Origin of the sequence: Kitasatospora sp. NPDC008115 (genome assembly GCF_042957205.1) — a bacterium.
GTDB lineage: Bacteria > Actinomycetota > Actinomycetes > Streptomycetales > Streptomycetaceae > Kitasatospora.
In genome coordinates this window covers 211,783-232,597 of the sequence record NZ_JBIBHU010000010.1, presented here as the reverse complement: position 1 = coordinate 232,597, position 20,815 = coordinate 211,783, and the positions used below count along the sequence as shown (strand labels likewise).

The window sequence follows — 20,815 nt, the reverse complement described above, 5'->3', positions numbered from 1 at the left end:
GGAGCGATGAGCGACGACCTGTTCACGACGCTCGACCGGGCCGCGGGCCGCACCGCCGCCGAGCCCGGGCTGGACACGCTGGTCGGCGGACTGCTGGCCCAGGTGGCGTGCGGCACCCGGGCGCTGCGGGCGGTGGCCCACCCGCTCGGCTTCTACTGCCTGCCGGTGCTGCGCGACGGGGCGCTCGGCGTCTGCGTGCACGTCTTCGACCCGGCGAGTGCCGCCGGGCAGCGCGAGATCCACTGCCACAGCTGGGAGTTGAAGAGCAGCGTGCTCTACGGACGGATCGGCAATCTGCGGATCGGGGTGCACGACGAGAGCGCCCGGCCCACCCACCGGGCCTACGAGGTGCACAGCGACCCCGCCGCCGGGGTGGACGAGGTGCGGCCCACCGCTCGGCTGGTGCGCTGGGAGCCGCTGGAGGAGCAGACCAGCGGGCGCGGCGAGACCTACACCCTGCGGGCGGGGGAGTTCCACGCCACGGTGCTGCCGGACGGCTCGCCCACCGCGACCGTCGTGCTCGGCCGCACCGTACCGGGACCGGTGGACGTGCTGCTGGGGCCGCTGGACGGCGCCGCCCGCCGGGTGGTGCGGCGGCTGTGCGACGCGGACCGGACGGCCCGGATCGCGCGGGAGGCGGCCAGGAGGATCGGTGGACGCTTCGACGGCTGACCCCGGCCACGGGGCCGGGGAGTACGCGCAGGAGTGCCGGGTCGCGGTGCGTGCCGCCGAGGACGCGGGCGCCCTGCTGCGCTCGCGCTTCCACGGCGCCTTCCGGGTGGACGCCAAGGGCGCGGACGGCGACGTGGTCACCGAACTCGACCTGCTCGCCGAGGAACTCCTCACCCGCCGGCTGGCCGGGCGCTTCCCGGCCGACCGGATCCGCGCCGAGGAGGGCGGCGGGCGGCCCGGCGCACCCGGCGCCCGCCGCACCTGGCTGGTCGACCCGCTGGACGGCAGCAACAACGTGGTGATCGGCCTGCCCGCCTACGTGGTCGGCGTCGCGCTCTGCGTGGACGACGAGCCGGTGCTCGGCGTGGTGCACGACCCGGTGGCCGGCCACACCTGGCGCGCGGTGCGCGGCGCCGGCGCGTACGGCCCGGCCGGGAGGCTGCGGGCCCCCGCGCGCCCGCTGCGCGCCGCCCGCCCGGTGCTCGGCTGGACCCAGGGCCACGGCGTGCCGGCCGGCGACCCGGTGGCCCGGGCCCTCAAGGACGCCCTGGAGGCCGGCGCGGGCCGGGTGCTCCAGCTGTGGGCGCCGCTGCTCACCTGGTCGCTGCTGGCCCGCGGGCTGATCGACGGCTTCGTCGGCCACCGGGCGGAGGAGATCGACCTGCCGGCCGGCCTGCTGCTCGCCACCGAGGCGGGTCTGGAGGTCCGCACGCTCGACGGCGGCCCCTTCAGCGCCCGGACCGGGAGGCCGGAGGCGGCCCGCAGCTATGTCGCCGCCCGCCCGGAGGCCCTCCCGTACCTGCTGGACCTGGTGGCCCGGGCCTCGGCGGGGTAGTCACCCCGTCAGGGCCAGCGCCGCCGTCGCCAGGGTGACGGCGCCGAGCGCCAGCACCGCGCTGGTCGCGGCCACGTTGCCGAGCGGCACCCGCAGCCCCGCCGAGCGGCAGCGCTCGAACCAGAGCAGGGTGGCCAGCGACGCCCACGGCGTGACCAGCGGGCCGACATTGGTGCCGATCAGCAGCGCCAGCAGCTGGGTGTGGTTGCCCTCCGGCACCGCGGCCTCCCCGGCCAGGTACACCGGCAGGTTGTTCAGCACGTTGGACAGGCCCGCGCCGACCGCCGAGGCCCGGAACAGGCCGAGCGTGCCGCCGTCCGCGCCGACCGCGTCGGCGAGCAGCCGGTGCAGCCCGTGCGCGTCCACGGTCTGCACCACCAGGAACATGCCGGGCACCATCACCAGCAGCCGCCACGGCACCAGCGACACCCGCAGCGCCTCCGGCCGGCGCACCGCGAACGCCGCCACCACGACCGCCGCCGCCGCGCCCGAGGCCGCCCAGAGCGGGACCACCGCCGCCAGGCTGGCCGCCAGGAAGCCGGTGCAGGCCAGCGCGCAGATCCGGAACAGCACCCGGTCCCCGGGCCGGTGCGCCTCGGGCGGCGTGTAGACGGCCGCGCCGCGCCGCCCGCGCCGCCAGTAGAACCCCCACAGGCAGACCATGGTGACCAGCAGCGCGGCCAGCTGCGGCGCCCACATGGCGCGGGCCAGGCCGGCGGGGGAGAGCGCGACCCGGTCGGCGGCCAGCAGATTGGTCAGATTGGAGACCGGCAGCAGCAGGCTCGCCGTGTTCGCCAGCCAGACCGTGGTCATCGCCAGCGGCAGCGGGGCGATGCCCACCCGGCCGGCCAGCGCCAGCATGACCGGGGTGAGCAGCACCGCGGTGGTGTCCAGGTTGAGCACCGTCGTGGTGAGCGCGGCGAAGCCCACGCAGAGCAGGAACAGCGCCGGATAGCTGCCCCGCCCGGCCCGCGCCACCCAGGTGGCCACCACGTCGAACACCCCGGCGGCGCTGGTGAGCTCCGCGAGCACGATGACCGAGCCGAGGAAGGCCAGCAGCGGGGCGATCCGGTGGACGGCCGCCCCGGCGGAGTCGGTCGGCAGGAGCCCGGTGGCGAGGAACAGCAGGCCGAAGGCGAGCAGCCCCGCGGCGAGCAGGTCCAGGGGGTGCAGCCGCTTCACGGCGGGCCAGTACGCGAACACGGACGTCAGGGTCGCACACGAGGCGTTGCCGGTCGAGCCGCCGATCGTACGGAAGGACGCCGTCCGCTCGCGGGTTCGACCCCTCGCCGCCGAAAACCACCCGGATCCGTTGCGGCGAAACAGGGTTGAGCCTCTCCGGATCGGTCATAAGCTCCTCCCATGGGGGCTCTTGACGCGAGCCCGGGTGGCCCCGGGCCGATCGACTTCTTCATCAGCTACTCGCCGGCCGACGAACGCTGGGCGGCCTGGATCGCCTGGATCCTGGAGGAAGCGGGCTACCGCGCCTTCCTCCAGGCCTGGGACTTCGTGCCCGGCACCAACTTCGTCGACTTCATGGACCGCGGCGTGACCGAGTCCGCCGCCGTCATCGCGCTGCTCTCGCGCAACTACGAGCGCTCGCGCTACGGCCGGATGGAGTGGCAGGCCGCGCTGCGCGCCGACCCGGACGCGCCTGAGCGGCGGCTGGTCACCGTCCGCATCGAGGACATCCCGGTGGATGGCCTGCTCGCCACCCTCACCTACATCGACCTCGTCGGCGTCACCGAGCCCGCCCGCGCCCGCGAACTGCTCCTCACCAGGGTCGCCCAGGCGATGGACGGCCGGGCCCGCCCCGACCTGGTCCCCGGCTACCCCGGCAACGGCGGCTCCGGCGGCTCCGGCGGACCGCTCCGGACCCAGGACCCCGCCCAGAGCCACGTCCCCGCCCCCCGCCAGGTCGGCGGCACCGGCCGGGCCGGCCGCCGCCGCCCCTCCGTACAGCCCGAGTACCCGCAGGCCGCCGGCCGCCCCGGCGCACGCGAGGCCGTCACCGTCCTCCACCTCGCCGGACCCGCCTTCGGCAGCGGCCACGACCCCGTCGACCTCCAGGCCGCCATCTGGGGCGACCTCGTCGAACTCGCCGACACCGGCGCCCCCACCCCCGAACTCGTCGTCGTCACCGGAGACCTCACCGCCTCCGGAAGCCCCCGCGAATGCGAACAGGCGCTCTCCTTCCTCACCGGCATCCGCGCCCTGCTCGGCCTCGAACCCCACCGCGTCGCCGTCCTGCCCGGCGGCCAGGACGTCAACCAGGCCGCCTCCCGCGCCTACTTCGCCACCTGCGAGGCCGACGAACTGCGGCCCGCCCCGCCCTACTGGCCCAAATGGCGGCACTACGCCCGCCTGTTCCAGGAGTTCTACCAGGGCCTCGACGTCGTCTTCGATAGCGCCCAGCCCTGGACCCTCTTCCCGGTCCCCGAACTCGGCACCGTCGTCGCCGGCCTCAACTCCTCCATGGCCTGGACCCACCGCCCCGAGGACCGCTACGGCTGGCTCGGCCCCGAACAGGCCGCCTGGTTCGCCCAGGCCCTGCGCCCCTACGAGAACGACGGCTGGCTGCGGATCGGCGCCCTGCGCCACCCCGTCGCCGCCACCGCCCCCGGCGCCCGCTCCGGCAACCTCGCCCCCGCCGTCCGCCCGCCCCGCGGCGCGGACGCCGAACCGCTGCGCGACGGCGACCGCTTCACCCGGCTCACCGCACCCCGCCTCCACCTGCTGCTGCACGGCCCCGGCGACGGCCGCACCGCCCCCCGCACCCTCACCACCTCCGCCGGCACCCTGCCCGTCCTCGGCGCGGCCGCCCCCGGCGCCCACCAACTGCTCCAGCTCACCCGCGAGGGCCTCAGCCGCTGGCCCGCCCCCGCCGGCGAACGCCAACGCCTCAACCAGCCCTGGCGCCGGGCCGAACGCGCCTTCCCGCCCCCAGAACCGGCCCCCGACGCCGGCCCCCCGCAACTGGAGGAGGTCCGCGAACCCGCCGACACCGACCACGAGACCCGCGCACTCGCCACCCCCGAGGAAGCACTGCTGGCCCGGGTCGCCGAAGTCTGCCGCACCCGCCACCCCGGCGCCCAGATCCGCCCCGTCGCCGGCGGCACCGGCCAACTCTTCGTCACCTGGGCCGAATCCGGGATGGTCCGCCAGCAGCGGGTCGCCGCCTGCGTCGGCACCCCCACCGAGGAAGAAGTCGAACGCTTCGCCGAATCCGTCCACGCCGACGGCACCGCCCTCGACGCCGAACTCGTCCACGACGGCCCCCCGCCCACCCGCGAACTGCGCGACCGCGCCCGCCGGCGCGGCGTGAGGCTGCGCAGCTTCCTGGAGTTCCAGGGCCTGCTCGACCTGCGCGGCTACGTCGCCGCCCAGACCGAACGGCTCGCCACCGACAGCCAGTACCACCCCGGCCTCTACCTGCCCCAGCGCTACCGCGACGCCGAACGCCCCGCCGCCGACGAACGCGACGGCCTGGTCGACGAACTGCTGCGCCTGCTCGAATCCGACCACGGCCGCTTCGTCCTGCTGCTCGGCGACTTCGGCCGCGGCAAGACCTTCGCCCTGCGCGAGCTCGCCCGCCGCCTGCCCGGCGAACTCCCGCACCTGGCACCGCTGTTCATCGAGCTCAGCGCACTCGACAAGGCCCACTCGCTGGACGGCCTGGTCGCCGCCCACCTCACCGAGCACGGCATCGACACCCTCGACCTGCGCGCCTTCCGCTACATGCTCCGCCAAGGCCGCGTCGTCCTGCTCTTCGACGGCTTCGACGAACTCGTCAACCGGGTCAGCTACGAACGCGCCGCCGACCACCTCCAGGTCCTGCTCGACGCCGCCGTCGACAACGCCAAGATCGTCGTCACCAGCCGCACCCAGCACTTCAGCTCCCACGAACAGGTCCTCACCGCACTCGGCGAACGCGTCGGCCTGCTCCCGCAACGCCGCCTCATCGCCGTCCAGGACTTCACCCCCCACCAGATCCGCGGCTACCTCGGCAACCGCTACGGCGACCAGGAGGCCGCCGCCCGCCGGATGCGCCTGCTGGAAGGCATCCCCGACCTGCTCGCCCTGTGCCGCAACCCCCGCCTGCTCAGCTTCGTCGCCGACCTCGACCACGACCGGCTGCGCGCCGTCGCCGGCGCCGGCCGCGCACTCAGCGCCGCCGGCCTCTACCAGGAGGTCTTCACCGCCTGGCTGCGGTTCGAGGAACAACGCGGCCACGGCGGCCCCGGCGCCGCCCCCGGCCTCCACCTCGACCAGCTCTGGCAGGCCGTCACCCTGCTCGCCCTGCGCCTGTGGGAGAGCGGCCGCAGTTCCATCCCCCTCGACGAGATTGTCGACATCGCCGGCGTGCTCAGCGGCCTCGCCGAGAACCGCATGCCCACCCCGCAGGTCGCCCACGCCGTCGGCTCCGGCAGCCTGCTGGTCCGCTCCGACGAGGGCATGTTCCACTTCATCCACGGCTCCGTGGTCGAATGGCTCGTCGCCCGCGCCGCCGCCGAGGCACTCCGGCGCGGCGACACCACCCTGCTCGCCCGCGGCCCGCTCAGCCGCCTCGCCGTCGAATTCCTCTGCGACCTCGCCGACCACCAGGTCTGCCAGCGCTGGGCCCGCTCCGTCCTGGACGCCGCCGACACCACCCCCGAGACCGCCCGGCTCAACGCCGTCAAGGTCCTCGACCGCCTGCGCGTGCCCGCCCACACCGACCTGCGCGGCGCCACCCTCGCCGGCGAGGACCTCTCGCACCGCGACCTCTCCGGCGTCGACCTCTTCGGCGCCGACCTGCGCGGCGCCCGGCTGCTCGGCGCCAACCTCGCCAGCGCCGACCTGCGCGGCGCCCGCCTCGCCGGCGCCCGCCTGGACTCCGCCGACCTCAGCGGCGCCGACCTGCGCTTCGCCGACCTCCACGGCGCCCGGCTCATCCGCACCGACCTGCGCGGCGCCCGGCTGCGCGGCAGCCGCTGGCAGCGGGCCGCCCTCATCTCCGCCGTCACCGACGACGAAGTGCTCGCCGCCCCCGAACTGCGCGCCGCCGCCATCGCCCCCGGACTGCCCGTCGAAGCCGGCTTCAGCCCCTCCGAGGTCGGCGTCCCCTACGGCTTCGACGTACGCTCCACCCGACTGCCCGAACCCGTCGCCTTCAGCCGCGACGGCCACCTGCTCGCCGTCGGCTCCGAGGACGGCAGCGTCCTCGTCTGCGACGCCGTCACCGGCATCGCCCTGCGCACCCTCAAGGACCACATCGGCCGCGTCTACGTCGTCAAGTTCGCCGACGACGTCCTCGCCACCGGCAGCGCCGACGGCACCGTCCGGCTCTGGGACCCCGTCTCCGGCGAATGCCGCCACGTCCTCGACGTCCACCCCGGCGGCGTCTGGCCTGTCTCCCTCTCCCGCGACGGCCGGATGGTCGCCACCGGCGACCTCAACGGCGTCGTCACCCTCTGGGACACCGCCACCGGCGAACCCCTGCACCGCCTGCCCGGCCACGCCGCCCCCGTCTACACCGCCGTCTTCAACCCCGACGGCACCGTCATCGTCACCGGCGACCAGGGCGGCGGCGCCCGCCTCTGGTCCACCGTCAACGGCCGCCGTCTCGCCGTCCTCCCCGGCCACCGCGGCACCGTCTACCGCTCCGCGTTCAGCCCCGACGGCACCCTGATCGCCACCGCCGACGGCGGCCCGGACGACGGCACCGGCGGCACCGTCCGGATCTGGGAGGTCGCCGGACGCCGACTGCGCCACAGCATGCCCGGCCACACCGGCCGGATCTACACCCTCGCCTTCCACCCCGACGGCGACCTGCTCGCCAGCGGCGACACCGAAGGCCAGATCCGGTTCTGGAACCCCCTCGACGGCACCTCCGCCGGACGGGCCGAGGACTCCACCGGCAAGATCTACCAGGTCACCTTCGACGAGGCCGGCACCCGCTTCGCCGCCAGCGACAGCGACGGCGGCGTGCGGGTCTGGCGGGTCGGCGCCGCCGAGGGCGCGGGCGTCGTCGGCGCGGCCGGCGGACGCGAAGTGGTGCCGCTGCGCCGCCAGCCCCCCGAGCACCGCGGCTCGGTCTGGGCCTGCCGCTTCCGCCCGGGGTCGGGACGCGGCGGCGCGGAGAACGACCCGCTGCTCGTCACCGGCGGCAACGACGGCCGCGTCCGGCTCTGGGACCCGGCCAGCGGCCGCAGCCGCCAACTGCTGCGCGGCCACGGCCGGCGGATCGGCTCGCTCACCTTCAGCGGCGACGGCACCCTGCTCGCGGCCGGCGGCAACGACGGCGCGATCCGGGTCTGGGACCCGTCCACCGGCTGCCGGCTGCGCGAACTCTCCGGCCGCAGCAGCCGGCTGGTCTCCGCCGTGTTCAGCCCCGAGGAGGCCGTGCTCGCCACCGCCACCAACGACGGCGACCTGTGCCTGTGGAACGCCCGCACCGGCGAGTACCTGCGCGAGATGGACGTCGAGACCGAGCACGTCTGGGCGGAGGCGTTCAGCGCCGACGGCACCCTGGTCGCCACCGCCAACGACGACGACACCGTCCGCATCTGGTACCGCCGCACCGGCGCCCACCTCATCACGCTGCGCGAGCACCGCGGCCGGGTCCGCTCCATCGCCTTCAGCCCCGACGGACGGCAGCTGCTCACCGGCTGCGACGACGCCACGGTACGGATCTCCGACATCGCCACCGGACGGGTCGAGGCCGAACTCGGCGGCCACACCGACCGGGTGTACGCCGTCGCGCCCGCCCGCGACAGCGCCTGGCTGGCCAGCGTCTCCTGGGACGGCACCGCCCTGATCTGGGTCGACCGCGCCGTGCGCCACCGCCTCACCAGCCACATCGGCCGGCTGTGGACCGCCGCCGCCCACCCGCACCGCCCGCTGCTCGCCACCGCCGGTGACGACCGGGTGGTGCGGATCTGGGACCCGCTCAGCGGTACCGAACTGGCCGGGCTGCGCGGCCACACCGGCCGGATCCTGGCCGTCACCTTCAGCCCGGACGGCTCACTGCTCGCCAGCGGCGGCGAGGACGGCACCGTCCGCCTCTGGCGGGTCCCCGCCGACGGCCGCCCCACCGCCCTCGCCACCCTCCTCGGCGCCCCCGACGGCTGGGCGGCCCTGCTGCCCTCCGGTGCCTACAAGTGCGAGGGGGACGTGGCCGGCGAGTTCTGGCACGCGGTCGGCATGTGCCGCTTCGAACCGGGCGAACTCGACTCCCACCTCCCCGGCGTCCACCGCCTCGCCCCGGAGGAGGAGCTGTAGGCGCGTGCGTCAGCCGGCGAACGGGAAGAGGGGCCAGGATTCGTGGCAGTCGTCCGGCGGCACCGACGGCGGGCGGCCCATGCCGATCACGTAGAGCGCCGTGAGCAGGACCGCCATGCCGCCGAGGAAGCACCAGCGCACACCGGCCGGCGCCCGGCGCAGCGGCACCTGGAGGAGCGCCAGCGTCACGGTCATCGTGAACCAGACCGCCGGCATGGTGATCACGGCGAGGGCGACGCGGTGCGGCGGTTCGACCCCGGACGGGCACCGCTCGTTCCACACCGAGGCGGCGAGCCCGGTGCCGACGACGGCGCCGGCCGCCGTCAGCAGCGGGCCGGTCAGGAACCACCCAGGACCGGCGCCCCTGCCCCCGCCGCGCTCCCGCCCGTCCGCCGCCGCCATGGCCCGCCCCCCCGCTCCGGTGATCATCCGTCCTGCCGGGGACGCGCCGGCCCCGCCGCGCGGTTCCGCCGGCACGGTGCAGGGCCCCGCCGTACGCACAACGGCGGGGCCCTCGTTCATGGTGCGGTTCCGGTCCGTGCTGCCCGGCGCCGGTTGTTCCGGGTGGTGCTAGGTCTAGCACTCGGTGCTAGTTGCGTTGCCCGGTGCTACTGGTACTGCGTGGTGACGGTGACGCCCGCGAAGTCCTGCTGGGCGGCGAGGCTGAAGTAGACCCACCCGGCGGGCGGGTTGGTGATGGTCAGCGTCTCGCCGTTGCCGGTGTTGGTGGACTTGGCGGAGTAGTTGGTGGTGGTGGCCCAGTTGGTTCCGTAGTAGAGGTCGGCGTTGCCGGTGCCGCCGCTGCTGGTGATGGTCAGCTTCTGGACGCCGGCCGGCAGGTTGATGAAGTGGTAGCTGAGGTTGCCGGTGGCGGCGGTCAGGTTGTCGCGGCGGCAGTTGTTGTCGAACTGGCGCGGGTCGGCGATGGTGCAGACCGGGACGGTCGGGGTGACCGGGCCGGTCGGCGCGTCCGGCAGCGGGCCGCAGTCGTTGCTCGCGCAGGCGTCCAGCCAGGCGTCGAAACCGGCGTCGTAGCGGGTGCCGATGGTCTGCTTCAGGAAGGTGCGGGCGCCGTTCCAGTCGCCGGCGCGGTACTTGGCGAGCACGGCGTCGATGTCGGCGCGGTGCTCCTGGAGCATGTAGCGCACGGCCAGCCAGCCCCAGCGGTAGACGCGGGCGGAGTTGATGTCGGCGTTGGCGGTGTGGTCGTAGACGGTGTCGAACAGCTGGCTGAGCTTGTAGGTCTTGTCGCGGGCCGCGGTGATCGCGTTCTCGTTGCGCTCGCCCCGGTAGCCGAAGGAGATGTTCTCGGCGATGCCCTCGACCCACCAGATGGTCGGGGTGAGCTGGCTGGCATCGAAGTCGCCGGCCATGTTGTAGCGGCCGTCGAGGTAGTGGGTGTACTCGTGGTTGAGGTTCCAGATGTCGAAGTCCGGCTGCATCCAGGAGGCCTCGTGCGCGATGAAGCGGGCCTGGTTGCCGGGCACGGCCGGGTTGCCCTCCTCGTACATGCCGCCGTTGTCGACGTCGATGTCGTAGAAGGCCCAGGCGTACCAGCCGTACTCGTCGCTGTTCTCGAAGGCGACGACCTCCAGGTTGGTGTTCACGTCGCCGGGGACGGCGCCCTTGTCACCGATGATCTTGTGGAAGTAGGCGTCCTGGTTGGCCAGGTTCTCGCAGGTGGCGTCCAGCTGAGCGGGGGACATGTCCTGCGCCCGGATCTTCAGGTTCGGGGAGCACACGTGCTGCGTCGGCAGGATCACCGGCATGAGGCGGGTGGCCAGGTCGCAGATGTCGTAGGTGGCGCAGTTGCCCTTGTCGAACTCGCGGGTGGCCCAGCCCAGGCCCATGGTGAGCGCGGCGGTCGGGCCGGTGTTGGGGTAGCGGTGGATCAGGTTCTTCAGGATCGGCTTGGTGCGGTCCTTGAACTCGGGCAGGCCGAGGAAGTACCCGAGGTGGCGGCCGACGTTGCTGACCGGGTCCCAGCGGTTCAGCTGGCGCTCGTTGCGGGTGATGAAGCCGTACCAGGTGTCGAGGGTGCCGGGGTCGGCCTTGACGGCGGCCTTCCAGCCGGTGGCGTCGTTCTTGTCCTCGAACGCGTCCTTGACGACCCAGTCGAGCTGGTCGACGCTGTTGGCCATCGGCTTGGGCCAGGTGCCCTTGTAGTTGTCCAGCAGCCACTTGACCCGGGGGAGGTACCGGCCGGCCGAGTTCGACTGCCCGACCACCTTGAGGACCTCGGCGAGGATCTCGCCGTTGGCGGCGGTGACGTCCTTGCTGTGGGCTTCGGCGAAGAAGACGTCCAGCGCGCCGACGGCCGCCTGGTCGACCGCCGGGCCGTAGGCGCTGACGGCGGCCGGGTACTGCTCCTGCTTGTAGTAACCGGCACGCAGGTACGCGACCAGCTGGCCGACGGCGGTGCTGTTGTCGCCGGGGTAGTTGACGGCGGTGTCGCGCAGCGCGTTGGCGACGGTCACCATCTTGGACTCGTTGAAGGCGGCCGCGGAGGTGGTGGCGTTGAGGTCGAAGAGCTTCCAGGCGCAGTCCGGCCGCGGCAGGCCCTTGAGCTCCTGGACCAGCGCGCTGCCCGTGGCGCTGATCACTGCGGAGAGGTCCGGCGGACAGGGATCCCAGGGGGAGGCCGCGGACTTGGCCGCCACGCCGGCCTCGGGAGCCGGGGCGGCCTGCGGGGCACTCTGCGGGGCACTCTGCGCGCCGGAGTCCTGGGCGGGGCTGCGGTAGGGGTCGTAGTTCCTGGAGTCGGGCGACTTCGGGAACGGGATGCCCCGCGGGGTGGTGGCGGCGGACGCGGCGTCGAGGGGGACCACGGCGGAGCCGGTCGGGGTGGTGTCGGCCGGGGCGGCCTGGCTCGGCGGGGTTAACAGGCCGAGCGCGATGAAGAAGGCGGCGCCGAGTGCGGGCACTCTGAGCGCGTTGGCCTTGGAGATCCGGATCATCTGTGGGGGCCTCCGGGGCAGTTGGGCCTCGTGTGGGGCACGAGGCGATCATTGTGTGACATGTAAAATGGCACATGTCGCATGGCGCCGGAAGGGATTGGACGGGATTGCCGTCCGCCGAAACCGAAACGTTGTCAGCCGCGGACCGATCCGGTCCCGAATGGTGCGAAAAGGGCCCCGCCGGTTACCCGGCGGGGCCCTTCGTGTGCGGATTCTGTTACTGGTACTGCACGGAGAGGGTGACGCCCGCGAAGTCCTGCTGGGCGGCGAGGCTGAAGAAGGCCCACCCGGCGGGCGGGTTGGTGATGGTCAGCGTCTCGCCGTTGCCGGCGTTGGTGGACTTGGCCAGGGCGTTGCCCGTGGTGGCCCAGTTGGAGCCGCCGTAGAGGAGGTCGGCGTTGCCGGTGCCGCCGCTGCTGGTGATGGTCAGCTTCTGGACGCCGGCCGGCAGGTTGATGAAGTGGTAGCTGTAGTTGCCGGTGGTGGCGGCCAGGTTGTCACGGCGGCAGTTGTTGTCGAACTGACGGGTGTCGGCGATGGTGCAGAGCGGGGTGGTCGGGGTGACCGGGCCGGTGGGGGCCTCCGGGAGCGGACCGCAGTCGTTGCTCGCGCACTTGGTCAGCCAGGCCTCGAAGCCGGCGTCGTAGCGGGTGCCGATGTCCTGCTTCAGGACGGTGCGGGCGCCGTTCCAGTCACCGGCGCGGTACTTGGTGAGCACGGCGTCCAGGTCGGAGCGGTGCTCCTGGAGCATGTAGCGCACGGCGAGCCAGCCCCAGCGGTAGACGCGGTTGGAGTTCTCGTCGGCGTCGGCGGTCTGGCCGTAGACGGTGTCGAACAGCTCGCTGAGCTTGTAGGTCTTCTTGCCGGCCTCGGCGATCGCGTCGGCGTTGCGCTCGCCCCGGTAGCCGTAGGAGATGTTCTCCGCGATGCCCTCGACCCACCAGATGGTCGGGGTGGTCTGGCTGGCCTCGAAGTCGCCGGCCATGTTGTAGCGGCCGTCGAGGTAGTGGGTGTACTCGTGGTTGAGGTTCCAGATCGAGAACGACGGCCGCAGCCAGGACGCCTCGTGCGCGATGAAGCGGGCCTGGTTGCCGGCCACGGCCGGGTTGCCCTCCTCGTACATGCCGCCGTTGTCGACGTCGATGTCGTAGAAGGCCCAGGCGTACAGCGAGTACTGGTCGTAGTCGTCGAAGGCGACGACCTCCAGGTTGGTGTTCACGTCGCCGGGGATGGCGCCCTTGTCACCGATGATCTTGTGGAAGTAGGCGTCCTGGTTGATCAGGCTGGTGCAGGTGGAGTCCAGCTGGCCCGGGGACATGTCCTGGGCCTTGATCTTCAGGCCGTCGTTGCAGACGCGCTGGATCGGCAGGATCACCGGCATCAGGCGGGTGTTCAGGTCACAGATGCCGTAGTCCGCGCAGTGGCCCTTGTCGAACTGACGGGTGGCCCAGCCCAGGTTCATGGTGATCGGGGCGGTGGGGCCGACATTCGGGTAGCGGTTGATCAGGTCCTTCATGATCGGCCGCAGCTGGCCCTTGAGCTCGTCGACCTTCAGGCCGTAGCCCAGGTAGCGGCCGATGTTGCTGACGACGTCCCAGCGGTTCAGCTGCGAGTCGTTGCGGGTGATGAAGCCGGACCAGGTGTTGAGGAGGGAGGGGTCGGCCTTGAGGGCGGCCTTCCAGCCCGCGGCGTCGGTCTCGGACTCGAAGGCGTCCTTGAGGACCCAGTCGAACTCCGCCACGGTGTTGGTCATCTGGGCGGGCCAGGTGCCGTTGTAGTTGCCGAGCAGCCACTTGAACACGCCGGCGTTGCGGCCGAGGGTGTCGCTCTGGCCGATCACCTTGACGAGCTCGACGAGGAGCGCGCCGTTGGCGTCGGTGGCGTCCTTGCCGTGTGCGGAGGCGAAGAAGGCGTCCAGCGCGCCGCCGGTCGCGCCCTTCAGCGTCGGGCCGTAGGCGCCGACGAGGGCCGGGTACTTCCACTGCACGTAGTAGCCGGCGCGCAGGAACAGGACCAGCTGCCCGATGTTGGTGCTGTTGTCACCCGGGTAGGTGGCGGAGGCGTCGCGCAGGGCGTTGGCGACGGTCACCATGTTGGCCTCGCGGAAGGCCTTGACGCTGTCCCCGGTGAGGTTGAACAGCGGGTAGGTGCAGTCGACCCGCGGCAGCGCCTTGAGCTGCTGGACCAACGCGCTGCCCGTGGCGTTGAGCACTCCGGAGAGGTCGGGGCACGGCTCCGCGGCGGCGGCCGAGTAGCCCTTGGCGGCCTTGGCCGGCTGGGTGGCCGGGGCGGCCGGCGGGGCCGACTCCTCGATGCTGTCCTGGGCGGACAGCTTGAAGGGGCTGGTGCTCTTGGCGTCGGGAGACTTGGGCACCGGGATGGAGCGCGGCGTCGACGAGGCGGCGCTGTTGCCCGCCGGGGCCGTGGCGCCGACGGGGGCGGCCTGGCTCTGCGGGGTGAACAGGCCGAGTGCGATGAAGAAGGCGGCGCCGAGCGCAGGGAGCCTGCGCGCGTTGGCCGTCGATATCCAGGAGGAACGCATCTGTGGGGGCCTCCGGGGCCGTTCGGGCCGCGGCATGGGGGACGCGGCTCTCGATGTGTGACATGTAAAATGGCACACGTCACAGTGGGTTGGGAAGATCGAAGATCGAGGAATTCTCCCGCCGCAACCGAAATGTTGTCAGGAGCCCGTCGATCGGGGCTTTTGTCCCGATATGGTCGGGTGGCCGCTGCGCCTCAGGCCGCCCGGACCGCCGCGTGCGGGGTGAGCGCCGCGAACTCCAGCAGCGCGGACGGGTCCACCGACAGGTCCGCCGGAGCCGGTGCCGCGCCCGCGCACACCGGCAGGTCCCCGACGGCCGCGGCCATCGCCCCGTTAGTCCGTGCGCAGCCGCAGCCGCAGCGGCGGCGGCGGCGCCGCGTTCCCGGCCGGAGGCGCGGCGCCGCTCGGTCAACGCCTGGCACCACCGGCGTGTCGGTTATGGTCAATCACCATGGTCGGTGCTTACAAAGGTCGCTGACCATTGTGCCCGACACGGCATGAGGAATATGCAGGAGCCCCTTGTGCGTTCTTGCAACTGATACGCAATAGTGTTGACCCGGCACGATCGTCATCGTTTGAACTCGCCGAAAGGGGCCGTGTCCTGATGGGCACCTACTCGCTTCCCGACCTGCCGTACGACTACTCCGCGCTGGAGCGCGCGATGTCCGCGGAAATCCTGGAGCTGCACCACTCCAAGCACCACGCCGCGTACGTCAAGGGCGCCAACGACACCCTGGAGCAGCTGGCCGAGGCGCGTGACAAGGAGCAGTTCGGCGGTCTGGTCGGCCTGCAGAAGACCTTCGCCTTCCACCTCTCCGGCCACGTGCTGCACTCGCTGTTCTGGCAGAACCTCTCCCCGGAGGGCGGCGACCGCCCCGAGGGCGAGCTCGCCGACGCCATCACCGAGCACTTCGGCAGCTTCGAGGCCTTCAAGAAGCAGCTCACCAACGCCACCACCGGCGTCCAGGGCTCGGGCTGGGGCATCCTCTCCTGGGAGCCGCTCGCCAAGCGCCTGATCGTCGAGCAGGTCTACGACCACCACGGCAACGTCGGCCAGGGCACCACCCCGCTGCTCGCCTTCGACGCCTGGGAGCACGCCTACTACCTGCAGTACCGCAACGTCCGCCCGGACTACGTCACCCGCCTGTGGGACGTCGTCAACTGGCAGGACGTCTCGACCCGCTTCGCGGCGGCCAAGAGCGCCTGACCCCTCCCCGGGGTGAAGCGCCCGCACACACCTGACCCAGGGCAGGGCAGGTAGCGGAGGGCCCCCGGCCGGTGTGCACCGGCCGGGGGCCCTCTCGTCCGTTCGGATCCTCCGGGGCCAGGCCGCCCTACGGCAGGCCGAAGGCGTCCAGGATGCGGTCCGCCGCGAGCGTCGCGGTCAGCTCGCCGTCGCGCACCCGGCGCTCCAGCTCCGGGACCAGCCGCCCCACCTCGGGGTGGGCGTGGAGGCGGGCGAGCAGCTGGTCGTGCACCATCGCCCAGGTCCACTCCACCTGCTGGTCGCGACGCTTGGCGGCCAGCGCGCCGGTCGCGTCGAGCACCTTGCGGTGCTGCTGGAGCCGCTCCCAGACGGTGTCCAGACCGCCGCCGTCGCGCCCCGAGCAGGTCAGCACCGGCGGCGTCCACGGCGCGTCCGGGGCCTGGAGCAGCCGCAGCGCGCCCGCGAGCTCCCGGGCGGCGGCCTTGGCGTCGGTCTCGTGCGGGCCGTCCGCCTTGTTGACCGCGATGACGTCGGCGAGCTCCAGCACGCCCTTCTTGATGCCCTGCAGCTGGTCGCCGGTGCGGGCCAGCGACAGCAGCAGGAAGGAGTCCACCATGCCGGCCACCGTGGTCTCCGACTGACCGACACCCACCGTCTCCACCAGCACCACGTCGTAGCCGGCGGCCTCCATCACCAGCATCGACTCCCGGGTGGCCTTGGCCACCCCGCCGAGCGTGCCGGAGGTGGGGGAGGGGCGCACGAACGCGTTCGGGTCGACCGCGAGGCGCTCCATCCGGGTCTTGTCGCCCAGGATCGAACCGCCGGTGCGGCTGGACGTCGGGTCGACGGCCAGCACCGCGACCTTGTGCCCGAGCCCGGTGAGCATGGTGCCGAAGGCGTCGATGAAAGTCGACTTGCCGACACCGGGCACCCCCGTGATGCCCACCCGCACCGCCCCGCCCGCGTGCGGCAGCAGCCGCGTCAGCAACTGCTGCGCCAGCGCGCGGTGGTCCGGCCGGATGGACTCCACGAGGGTGATGGCCCGCGCGATGTACGCGCGCGAGCCCTCCCGCACGCCCGTCGCGTAGCTGTCGAGGTCGATCGTCCGGGGCGCCATCCGCTCAGCGCCTCAGAGCTCGTGGCCGAGATCGGCGGCGAGCGACTTCAGCAGGTCGTAGGCGGCCTCCGGGATCACCGTGCCGGGCGGGAAGACCGCCGCGGCGCCCGCCTCGTACAGCGCGTCGAAGTCCTGCGGGGGGATCACCCCGCCGACCACGATGGTGATGTCCTCCCGGCCCGCCTCGGCCAGTTCGGCGCGCAGCGCGGGCACCAGGGTGAGGTGGCCGGCGGCCAGCGAGGAGACGCCGACGATGTGCACGTCCGCCTCGACGGCCTGGCGCGCCACCTCGGCCGGGGTCTGGAACAGCGGGCCGACGTCCACCGTGAAGCCCAGGTCGGCGAAGGCGGTGGCGATCACCTTCTGGCCGCGGTCGTGGCCGTCCTGGCCCATCTTGGCGACCAGGATGCGCGGACGGCGGCCCTCGGCCTGCTCGAACCGCTCGACCAGGTCCCGGGTGCGCTGGAGGGGGGCCGAGGGGCCCGCTTCGTCTCGGTACACACCCGAGATGGTACGGATCTGGCCGGAGTGGCGGCCGTACACCTTCTCCAGGGCGTCGGAGATCTCGCCGACGGTGGCCTTGGCGCGGGCCGCGTTCACCGCCAGGTGCAGCAGGTTGCCGTCCAGCGAACCGCCGCGCGAGGGCCCGGCCCCGGCGGCCCGGGTCAGCGCCTCCAGCGCCGAGCGGGTGGCGGCCTCGTCGCGCTCCTCGCGCAGCCGGCGCAGCTTCTCGATCTGGCGGGCGCGCACCGAGGAGTTGTCGACCTTGAGGACCTCGATCTGCTCGTCGCTCTCCACCCGGTACTTGTTGACGCCGATCACCGGCTGGCGGCCGGAGTCGATCCGCGCCTGGGTGCGGGCGGCGGCCTCCTCGACGCGCAGCTTGGGGATGCCCGCGTCGATGGCCTTGGCCATGCCGCCGGCCGCCTCGACCTCCTGGATGTGCTGCCAGGCGCGGTTCGCCAGGTCGTTGGTCAGCTTCTCGACGTACGCCGAGCCGCCCCACGGGTCGATGACCCGGCAGGTGCCGGACTCCTGCTGGAGCAGCAACTGGGTGTTGCGGGCGATCCGGGCGGAGAAGTCGGTCGGCAGCGCCAGCGCCTCGTCCAGCGCGTTGGTGTGCAGCGACTGGGTGTGGCCCTGGGTGGCGGCCATCGCCTCCACGCAGGTGCGGGTGACGTTGTTGAAGACGTCCTGTGCGGTGAGCGACCAGCCGGAGGTCTGGGAATGGGTGCGAAGCGACAGCGACTTGGCGTTCTTCGGGTCGAACTGCTTGACCAGCTTGGCCCACAGCAGCCGGGCCGCGCGCAGCTTGGCGACCTCCATGAAGAAGTTCATGCCGATCGCCCAGAAGAACGACAGGCGCGGCGCGAAGGCGTCCACGTCCAGCCCGACGTCCAGCCCGGCCCGCAGGTACTCCACGCCGTCGGCCAGGGTGTAGGCCAGCTCCAGGTCCGCGGTGGCCCCGGCCTCCTGGATGTGGTAGCCGGAGATGGAGATCGAGTTGTACCGGGGCATCTTCTGCGAGGTGTACGCGAAGATGTCCGAGATGATCCGCATCGACGGCTGCGGCGGGTAGATGTACGTGTTGCGGACCATGAACTCCTTGAGGATGTCGTTCTGGATGGTCCCGGCCAGCTTCTCGGGCGGCACGCCCTGCTCCTCGGCCGCCACGATGTACAGCGCGAGGACGGGCAGCACCGCGCCGTTCATCGTCATCGACACCGACATCCGGTCCAGCGGGATGCCGTCGAACAGCTGGCGCATGTCGTAGATCGAGTCGATGGCCACGCCCGCCATGCCGACGTCGCCGGTGACGCGCGGGTGGTCGCTGTCGTAGCCGCGGTGGGTCGGCAGGTCGAAGGCGACCGACAGGCCCTTCTGACCGGCCGCCAGGTTGCGGCGGTAGAAGGCGTTGGACTCCTCGGCGGTGGAGAAGCCCGCGTACTGGCGCACCGTCCACGGCTGGTTGACGTACATCGTCGGGTACGGGCCGCGCAGGTAGGGGGCGATGCCTGGGTAGGTGCCCAGGAAGTCCAGGCCGGCGAGGTCCCCGGCGGTGTACAGCGGTTTGACGCCGATGCCCTCGGGGGTGTCCCAGAGCTGCTCGTCGACGTCCTTGCCGGTGGCCTGGCGCCAGGCGGCGCGCCACTGGCCGTCGGTGACGCCCGCCGGGGCGGCCGCGCCGTCGGCGTCCAGACCGATCGTGGTGAAGTCGGGGATCATCGGGCGACTCCGGTCTGGTCGGTCTGGCCGGTCTCGTCGGGCCGGTTGGTCTCGTCGGTCTCGTCGGGCCGGACCGGCTGGTCCGGCTGGTCCAACTGGTCGAGCAGGGAGGTCAGGACGGCGACCGCGTCGCCGCCGGCGAAGACGAACCCGTCCACACCGGCCGGCGGCGTCGCGCCCGGCCGGCCGGCCAGCAGCACCCGGCGCGCGCCGGCCGCCCCGAGCGCGGCGGCGACCGCCTCGGCGTGCTCCTCGTACAGGGCGTCGCTGGAGCAGAGGCAGGCCACCTCGGCGCCGCTCGCCGCGAACGCCTCGGCGAACGCCGCCGGTTCGGTGCCCTCGTGCGCGGTGGTGGCGATCCCGCCGGCCTGGAACAGGTTGGCGGCGAAGGTGGTGCGCGCGGTGTGCGCGGCGGCGGTGCCGATCGACGCCAGGAACAGCGCCGGCCGCGCGCCGGTGGCCGCCAGGCGCGCGTCCGAGCGGTCGCGCAGCGCCTCGAAGGCCTCGGCGCGGCGCACCTTCGGCAGCCCGCCGCCGGGGCCGGCCGGGGCCGGCTCGCGGACCAGCGCCTGCTCGCCCAGGTTCGGGAACTCGCTGACGCCGGTGACCGGTTCGCGCCGCTTGGCGAGCCGCACCGAGCGCTCCGCCCAGGTGGCCGCGATCCGCTCGCCGACCAGGCCCGACTCCAGCGCGGCGGCCAGTCCGCCGGCCCCCTCGATCTCCTGGAACCACGCCCAGGCGGCGTGCGCCAGCTCGTCGGTCAGCCGCTCCACGTACCAGGAGCCGCCGGCCGGGTCGACCACCCGGGCCAGGTGGGACTCCTCCAGCAGGATCGCCTGGGTGTTGCGGGCGATCCGGCGGGCGAAGGCGTCCGGCAGGCCGAGCGCGGCGTCGAACGGCAGCACGGTCACCGCGTCGGCGCCGCCGACCCCGGCGGCCAGGCAGGCGATCGTGGTGCGGAGCATGTTCACCCACGGGTCGCGGGCGGTCATCATCACCGCGGAGGTGACGGCGTGCTGGCGCTGCGCCGAGGCGGCCGGGGAGGCGCCGCAGGCCTCGGCCACCCGGGCCCACAGGCGGCGCGCGGCACGGAACTTGGCGATCGTCAGGAACTGGTCGGCGTCCGCGGCGTAGCGGAACTCCAACTGGCCGAGCGCGGCGTCCACCGACAGCCCGGCCCCGGTCAGCGCGCGCAGGTAGGCGACGCCGGCGGCCAGCGAGGCGCCCAGCTCCTGCGCGGGCGAGCCGCCCGCTTCGTGGTACGGCAGCGCGTCGACGGCCACCGCGCGCAGGCCCGGGAAGTCCTCGGCGCAGCGGGCCGCGAGCGCGGCGGCCTCGGTGAGCAGCGCCGTGGTGCGCGCGGCGTCGCCGGTGCGGGCCTGGAGGCCCAGCGGGTCGGCGCCCAGGGTGCCGGAGGCGGAGCCGGGGGAGACCTCGCGCTCCTGGTAGAGCTTGAACAACCGGGCGGCGGCCTCGGGGAATTCGGCGCCCGCGTCGAGCACCACCCCGGCCAGGTCCAGGTAGACGCCGGTGAGCGCCTCGCCCAGGGCGGTGACCGGCAGGCCCTCGCCGCCCAGCTCCAGCCAGAGCGAGCCGCCGCCGTGCTCCAGGTCGGCCAGCACCGCCTCGTTGGTGCGGCGCGGGTCGGGGTCGCCGTGCCGCTGGCGGACGTCCCAGCCCGCGACCGAGGCGCCCTGCGGACGGGCGCCGCGGACGAACGGCGGGAAGCCGGGGAGGCCCGGGTCGGCCGGGGCGTCCTCGGCGGTGTACAGCGGGCGGGCGCGCAGCCCGTCCTGGAGTGCGGTGCTGAGCGCGCGTTCGGCCGCTGCGCCGTCCTCGGGCTGCGCCCCCGACTTGCGCAGCACACCCTCGACGAGGGTCTGCCACTGCTCGCGGTGGGCGGCCGGGAACTCGGCGGCCAGGGGAAGCCCTTCGGGCGGGACCGTCATGCCCCGCAGGGTAGCGCCAGTGAACGGGGGCGCAGGAGAGGCGGACG

The 20,815-nt window shown here is 73.3% G+C and carries 12 protein-coding genes; 4 read left to right on the top strand and 8 right to left on the bottom strand.

What is annotated here, in order from left to right; genetic code table 11:
• The first annotated feature begins 6 nt into the window (after nt 1-6).
• Both ACFZBX_RS15610 and ACFZBX_RS15605 read left to right on the top strand, forming a co-directional pair.
• The gene (locus ACFZBX_RS15610) at nt 7-672 is read left to right on the top strand and encodes a hypothetical protein (protein WP_391534290.1); all 666 of its coding nucleotides are present in this window, start codon (nt 7-9) and stop codon (nt 670-672) included.
• Nucleotides 653-1,507 carry an inositol monophosphatase family protein gene (locus ACFZBX_RS15605; RefSeq protein ID WP_391534289.1) on the top strand — a complete coding sequence of 285 codons (855 nt, stop codon included), beginning with the start codon at nt 653-655 and terminating at the stop codon, nt 1,505-1,507. Before ACFZBX_RS15610 ends, ACFZBX_RS15605 begins: the two co-directional genes overlap by 20 nt.
• Here ACFZBX_RS15605 and ACFZBX_RS15600 read toward each other — a convergent pair whose 3' ends face one another.
• Nucleotides 1,508-2,710, bottom strand: a complete 1,203-nt coding sequence (locus ACFZBX_RS15600) for an SLC13 family permease (protein ID WP_391534288.1) — start codon at nt 2,708-2,710, stop codon at nt 1,508-1,510. It abuts the gene before it with no gap.
• 159 nt (nt 2,711-2,869) lie between these two features.
• Here ACFZBX_RS15600 and ACFZBX_RS15595 point away from each other — a divergent pair, with 159 nt between their 5' ends.
• A complete protein-coding gene (locus ACFZBX_RS15595) occupies nt 2,870-8,770 on the top strand; it encodes a TIR domain-containing protein (protein ID WP_391534287.1) in 5,901 nt (1,966 codons plus the stop codon).
• A gap of 9 nt (nt 8,771-8,779) precedes the next feature.
• Here ACFZBX_RS15595 and ACFZBX_RS15590 read toward each other — a convergent pair whose 3' ends face one another.
• The 4 genes from ACFZBX_RS15590 to ACFZBX_RS15575 form a co-directional block, all read right to left on the bottom strand.
• The gene (locus ACFZBX_RS15590) at nt 8,780-9,199 is read right to left on the bottom strand and encodes a hypothetical protein (RefSeq protein WP_391534286.1); all 420 of its coding nucleotides are present in this window, start codon (nt 9,197-9,199) and stop codon (nt 8,780-8,782) included.
• A gap of 179 nt (nt 9,200-9,378) precedes the next feature.
• Nucleotides 9,379-11,727, bottom strand: coding sequence for a collagenase (locus ACFZBX_RS15585; protein ID WP_391534285.1), 2,349 nt, complete (start codon nt 11,725-11,727; stop codon nt 9,379-9,381).
• 217 nt (nt 11,728-11,944) lie between these two features.
• Complete coding sequence (locus tag ACFZBX_RS15580) at nt 11,945-14,269, bottom strand: collagenase (protein ID WP_391534284.1); 2,325 nt, start codon at nt 14,267-14,269, stop codon at nt 11,945-11,947.
• A gap of 194 nt (nt 14,270-14,463) precedes the next feature.
• The gene (locus ACFZBX_RS15575; protein WP_391534283.1) at nt 14,464-14,595 is read right to left on the bottom strand and encodes a hypothetical protein; all 132 of its coding nucleotides are present in this window, start codon (nt 14,593-14,595) and stop codon (nt 14,464-14,466) included.
• Nucleotides 14,596-14,873: 278 nt separating this feature from the next.
• On the opposite strand from ACFZBX_RS15575, the gene ACFZBX_RS15570 reads away from it, so the two are divergent.
• Nucleotides 14,874-15,476: a superoxide dismutase gene (locus ACFZBX_RS15570; protein ID WP_391534282.1), complete on the top strand. Its 603-nt coding sequence runs from the start codon at nt 14,874-14,876 to the stop codon at nt 15,474-15,476.
• 127 nt (nt 15,477-15,603) lie between these two features.
• Here ACFZBX_RS15570 and meaB read toward each other — a convergent pair whose 3' ends face one another.
• The 3 genes from meaB to ACFZBX_RS15555 are packed head-to-tail and all read right to left on the bottom strand — an operon-like array spanning nt 15,604 to nt 20,768.
• Complete coding sequence (gene meaB, locus ACFZBX_RS15565) at nt 15,604-16,593, bottom strand: methylmalonyl Co-A mutase-associated GTPase MeaB (RefSeq protein WP_391534281.1); 990 nt, start codon at nt 16,591-16,593, stop codon at nt 15,604-15,606.
• A 12-nt stretch (nt 16,594-16,605) separates the two neighbouring features.
• Entirely contained in the window at nt 16,606-18,819 is a 2,214-nt protein-coding gene (gene scpA / locus ACFZBX_RS15560; RefSeq protein ID WP_391534280.1) for a methylmalonyl-CoA mutase, read from the bottom strand.
• Nucleotides 18,816-20,768 (bottom strand): methylmalonyl-CoA mutase subunit beta, encoded by a 1,953-nt coding sequence (locus ACFZBX_RS15555; protein ID WP_391534279.1) that lies wholly within the window; start codon nt 20,766-20,768, stop codon nt 18,816-18,818. The genes scpA and ACFZBX_RS15555 overlap by 4 nt, the downstream gene beginning before the upstream one ends.
• Between the last annotated feature and the right edge of the window lie 47 nt (nt 20,769-20,815).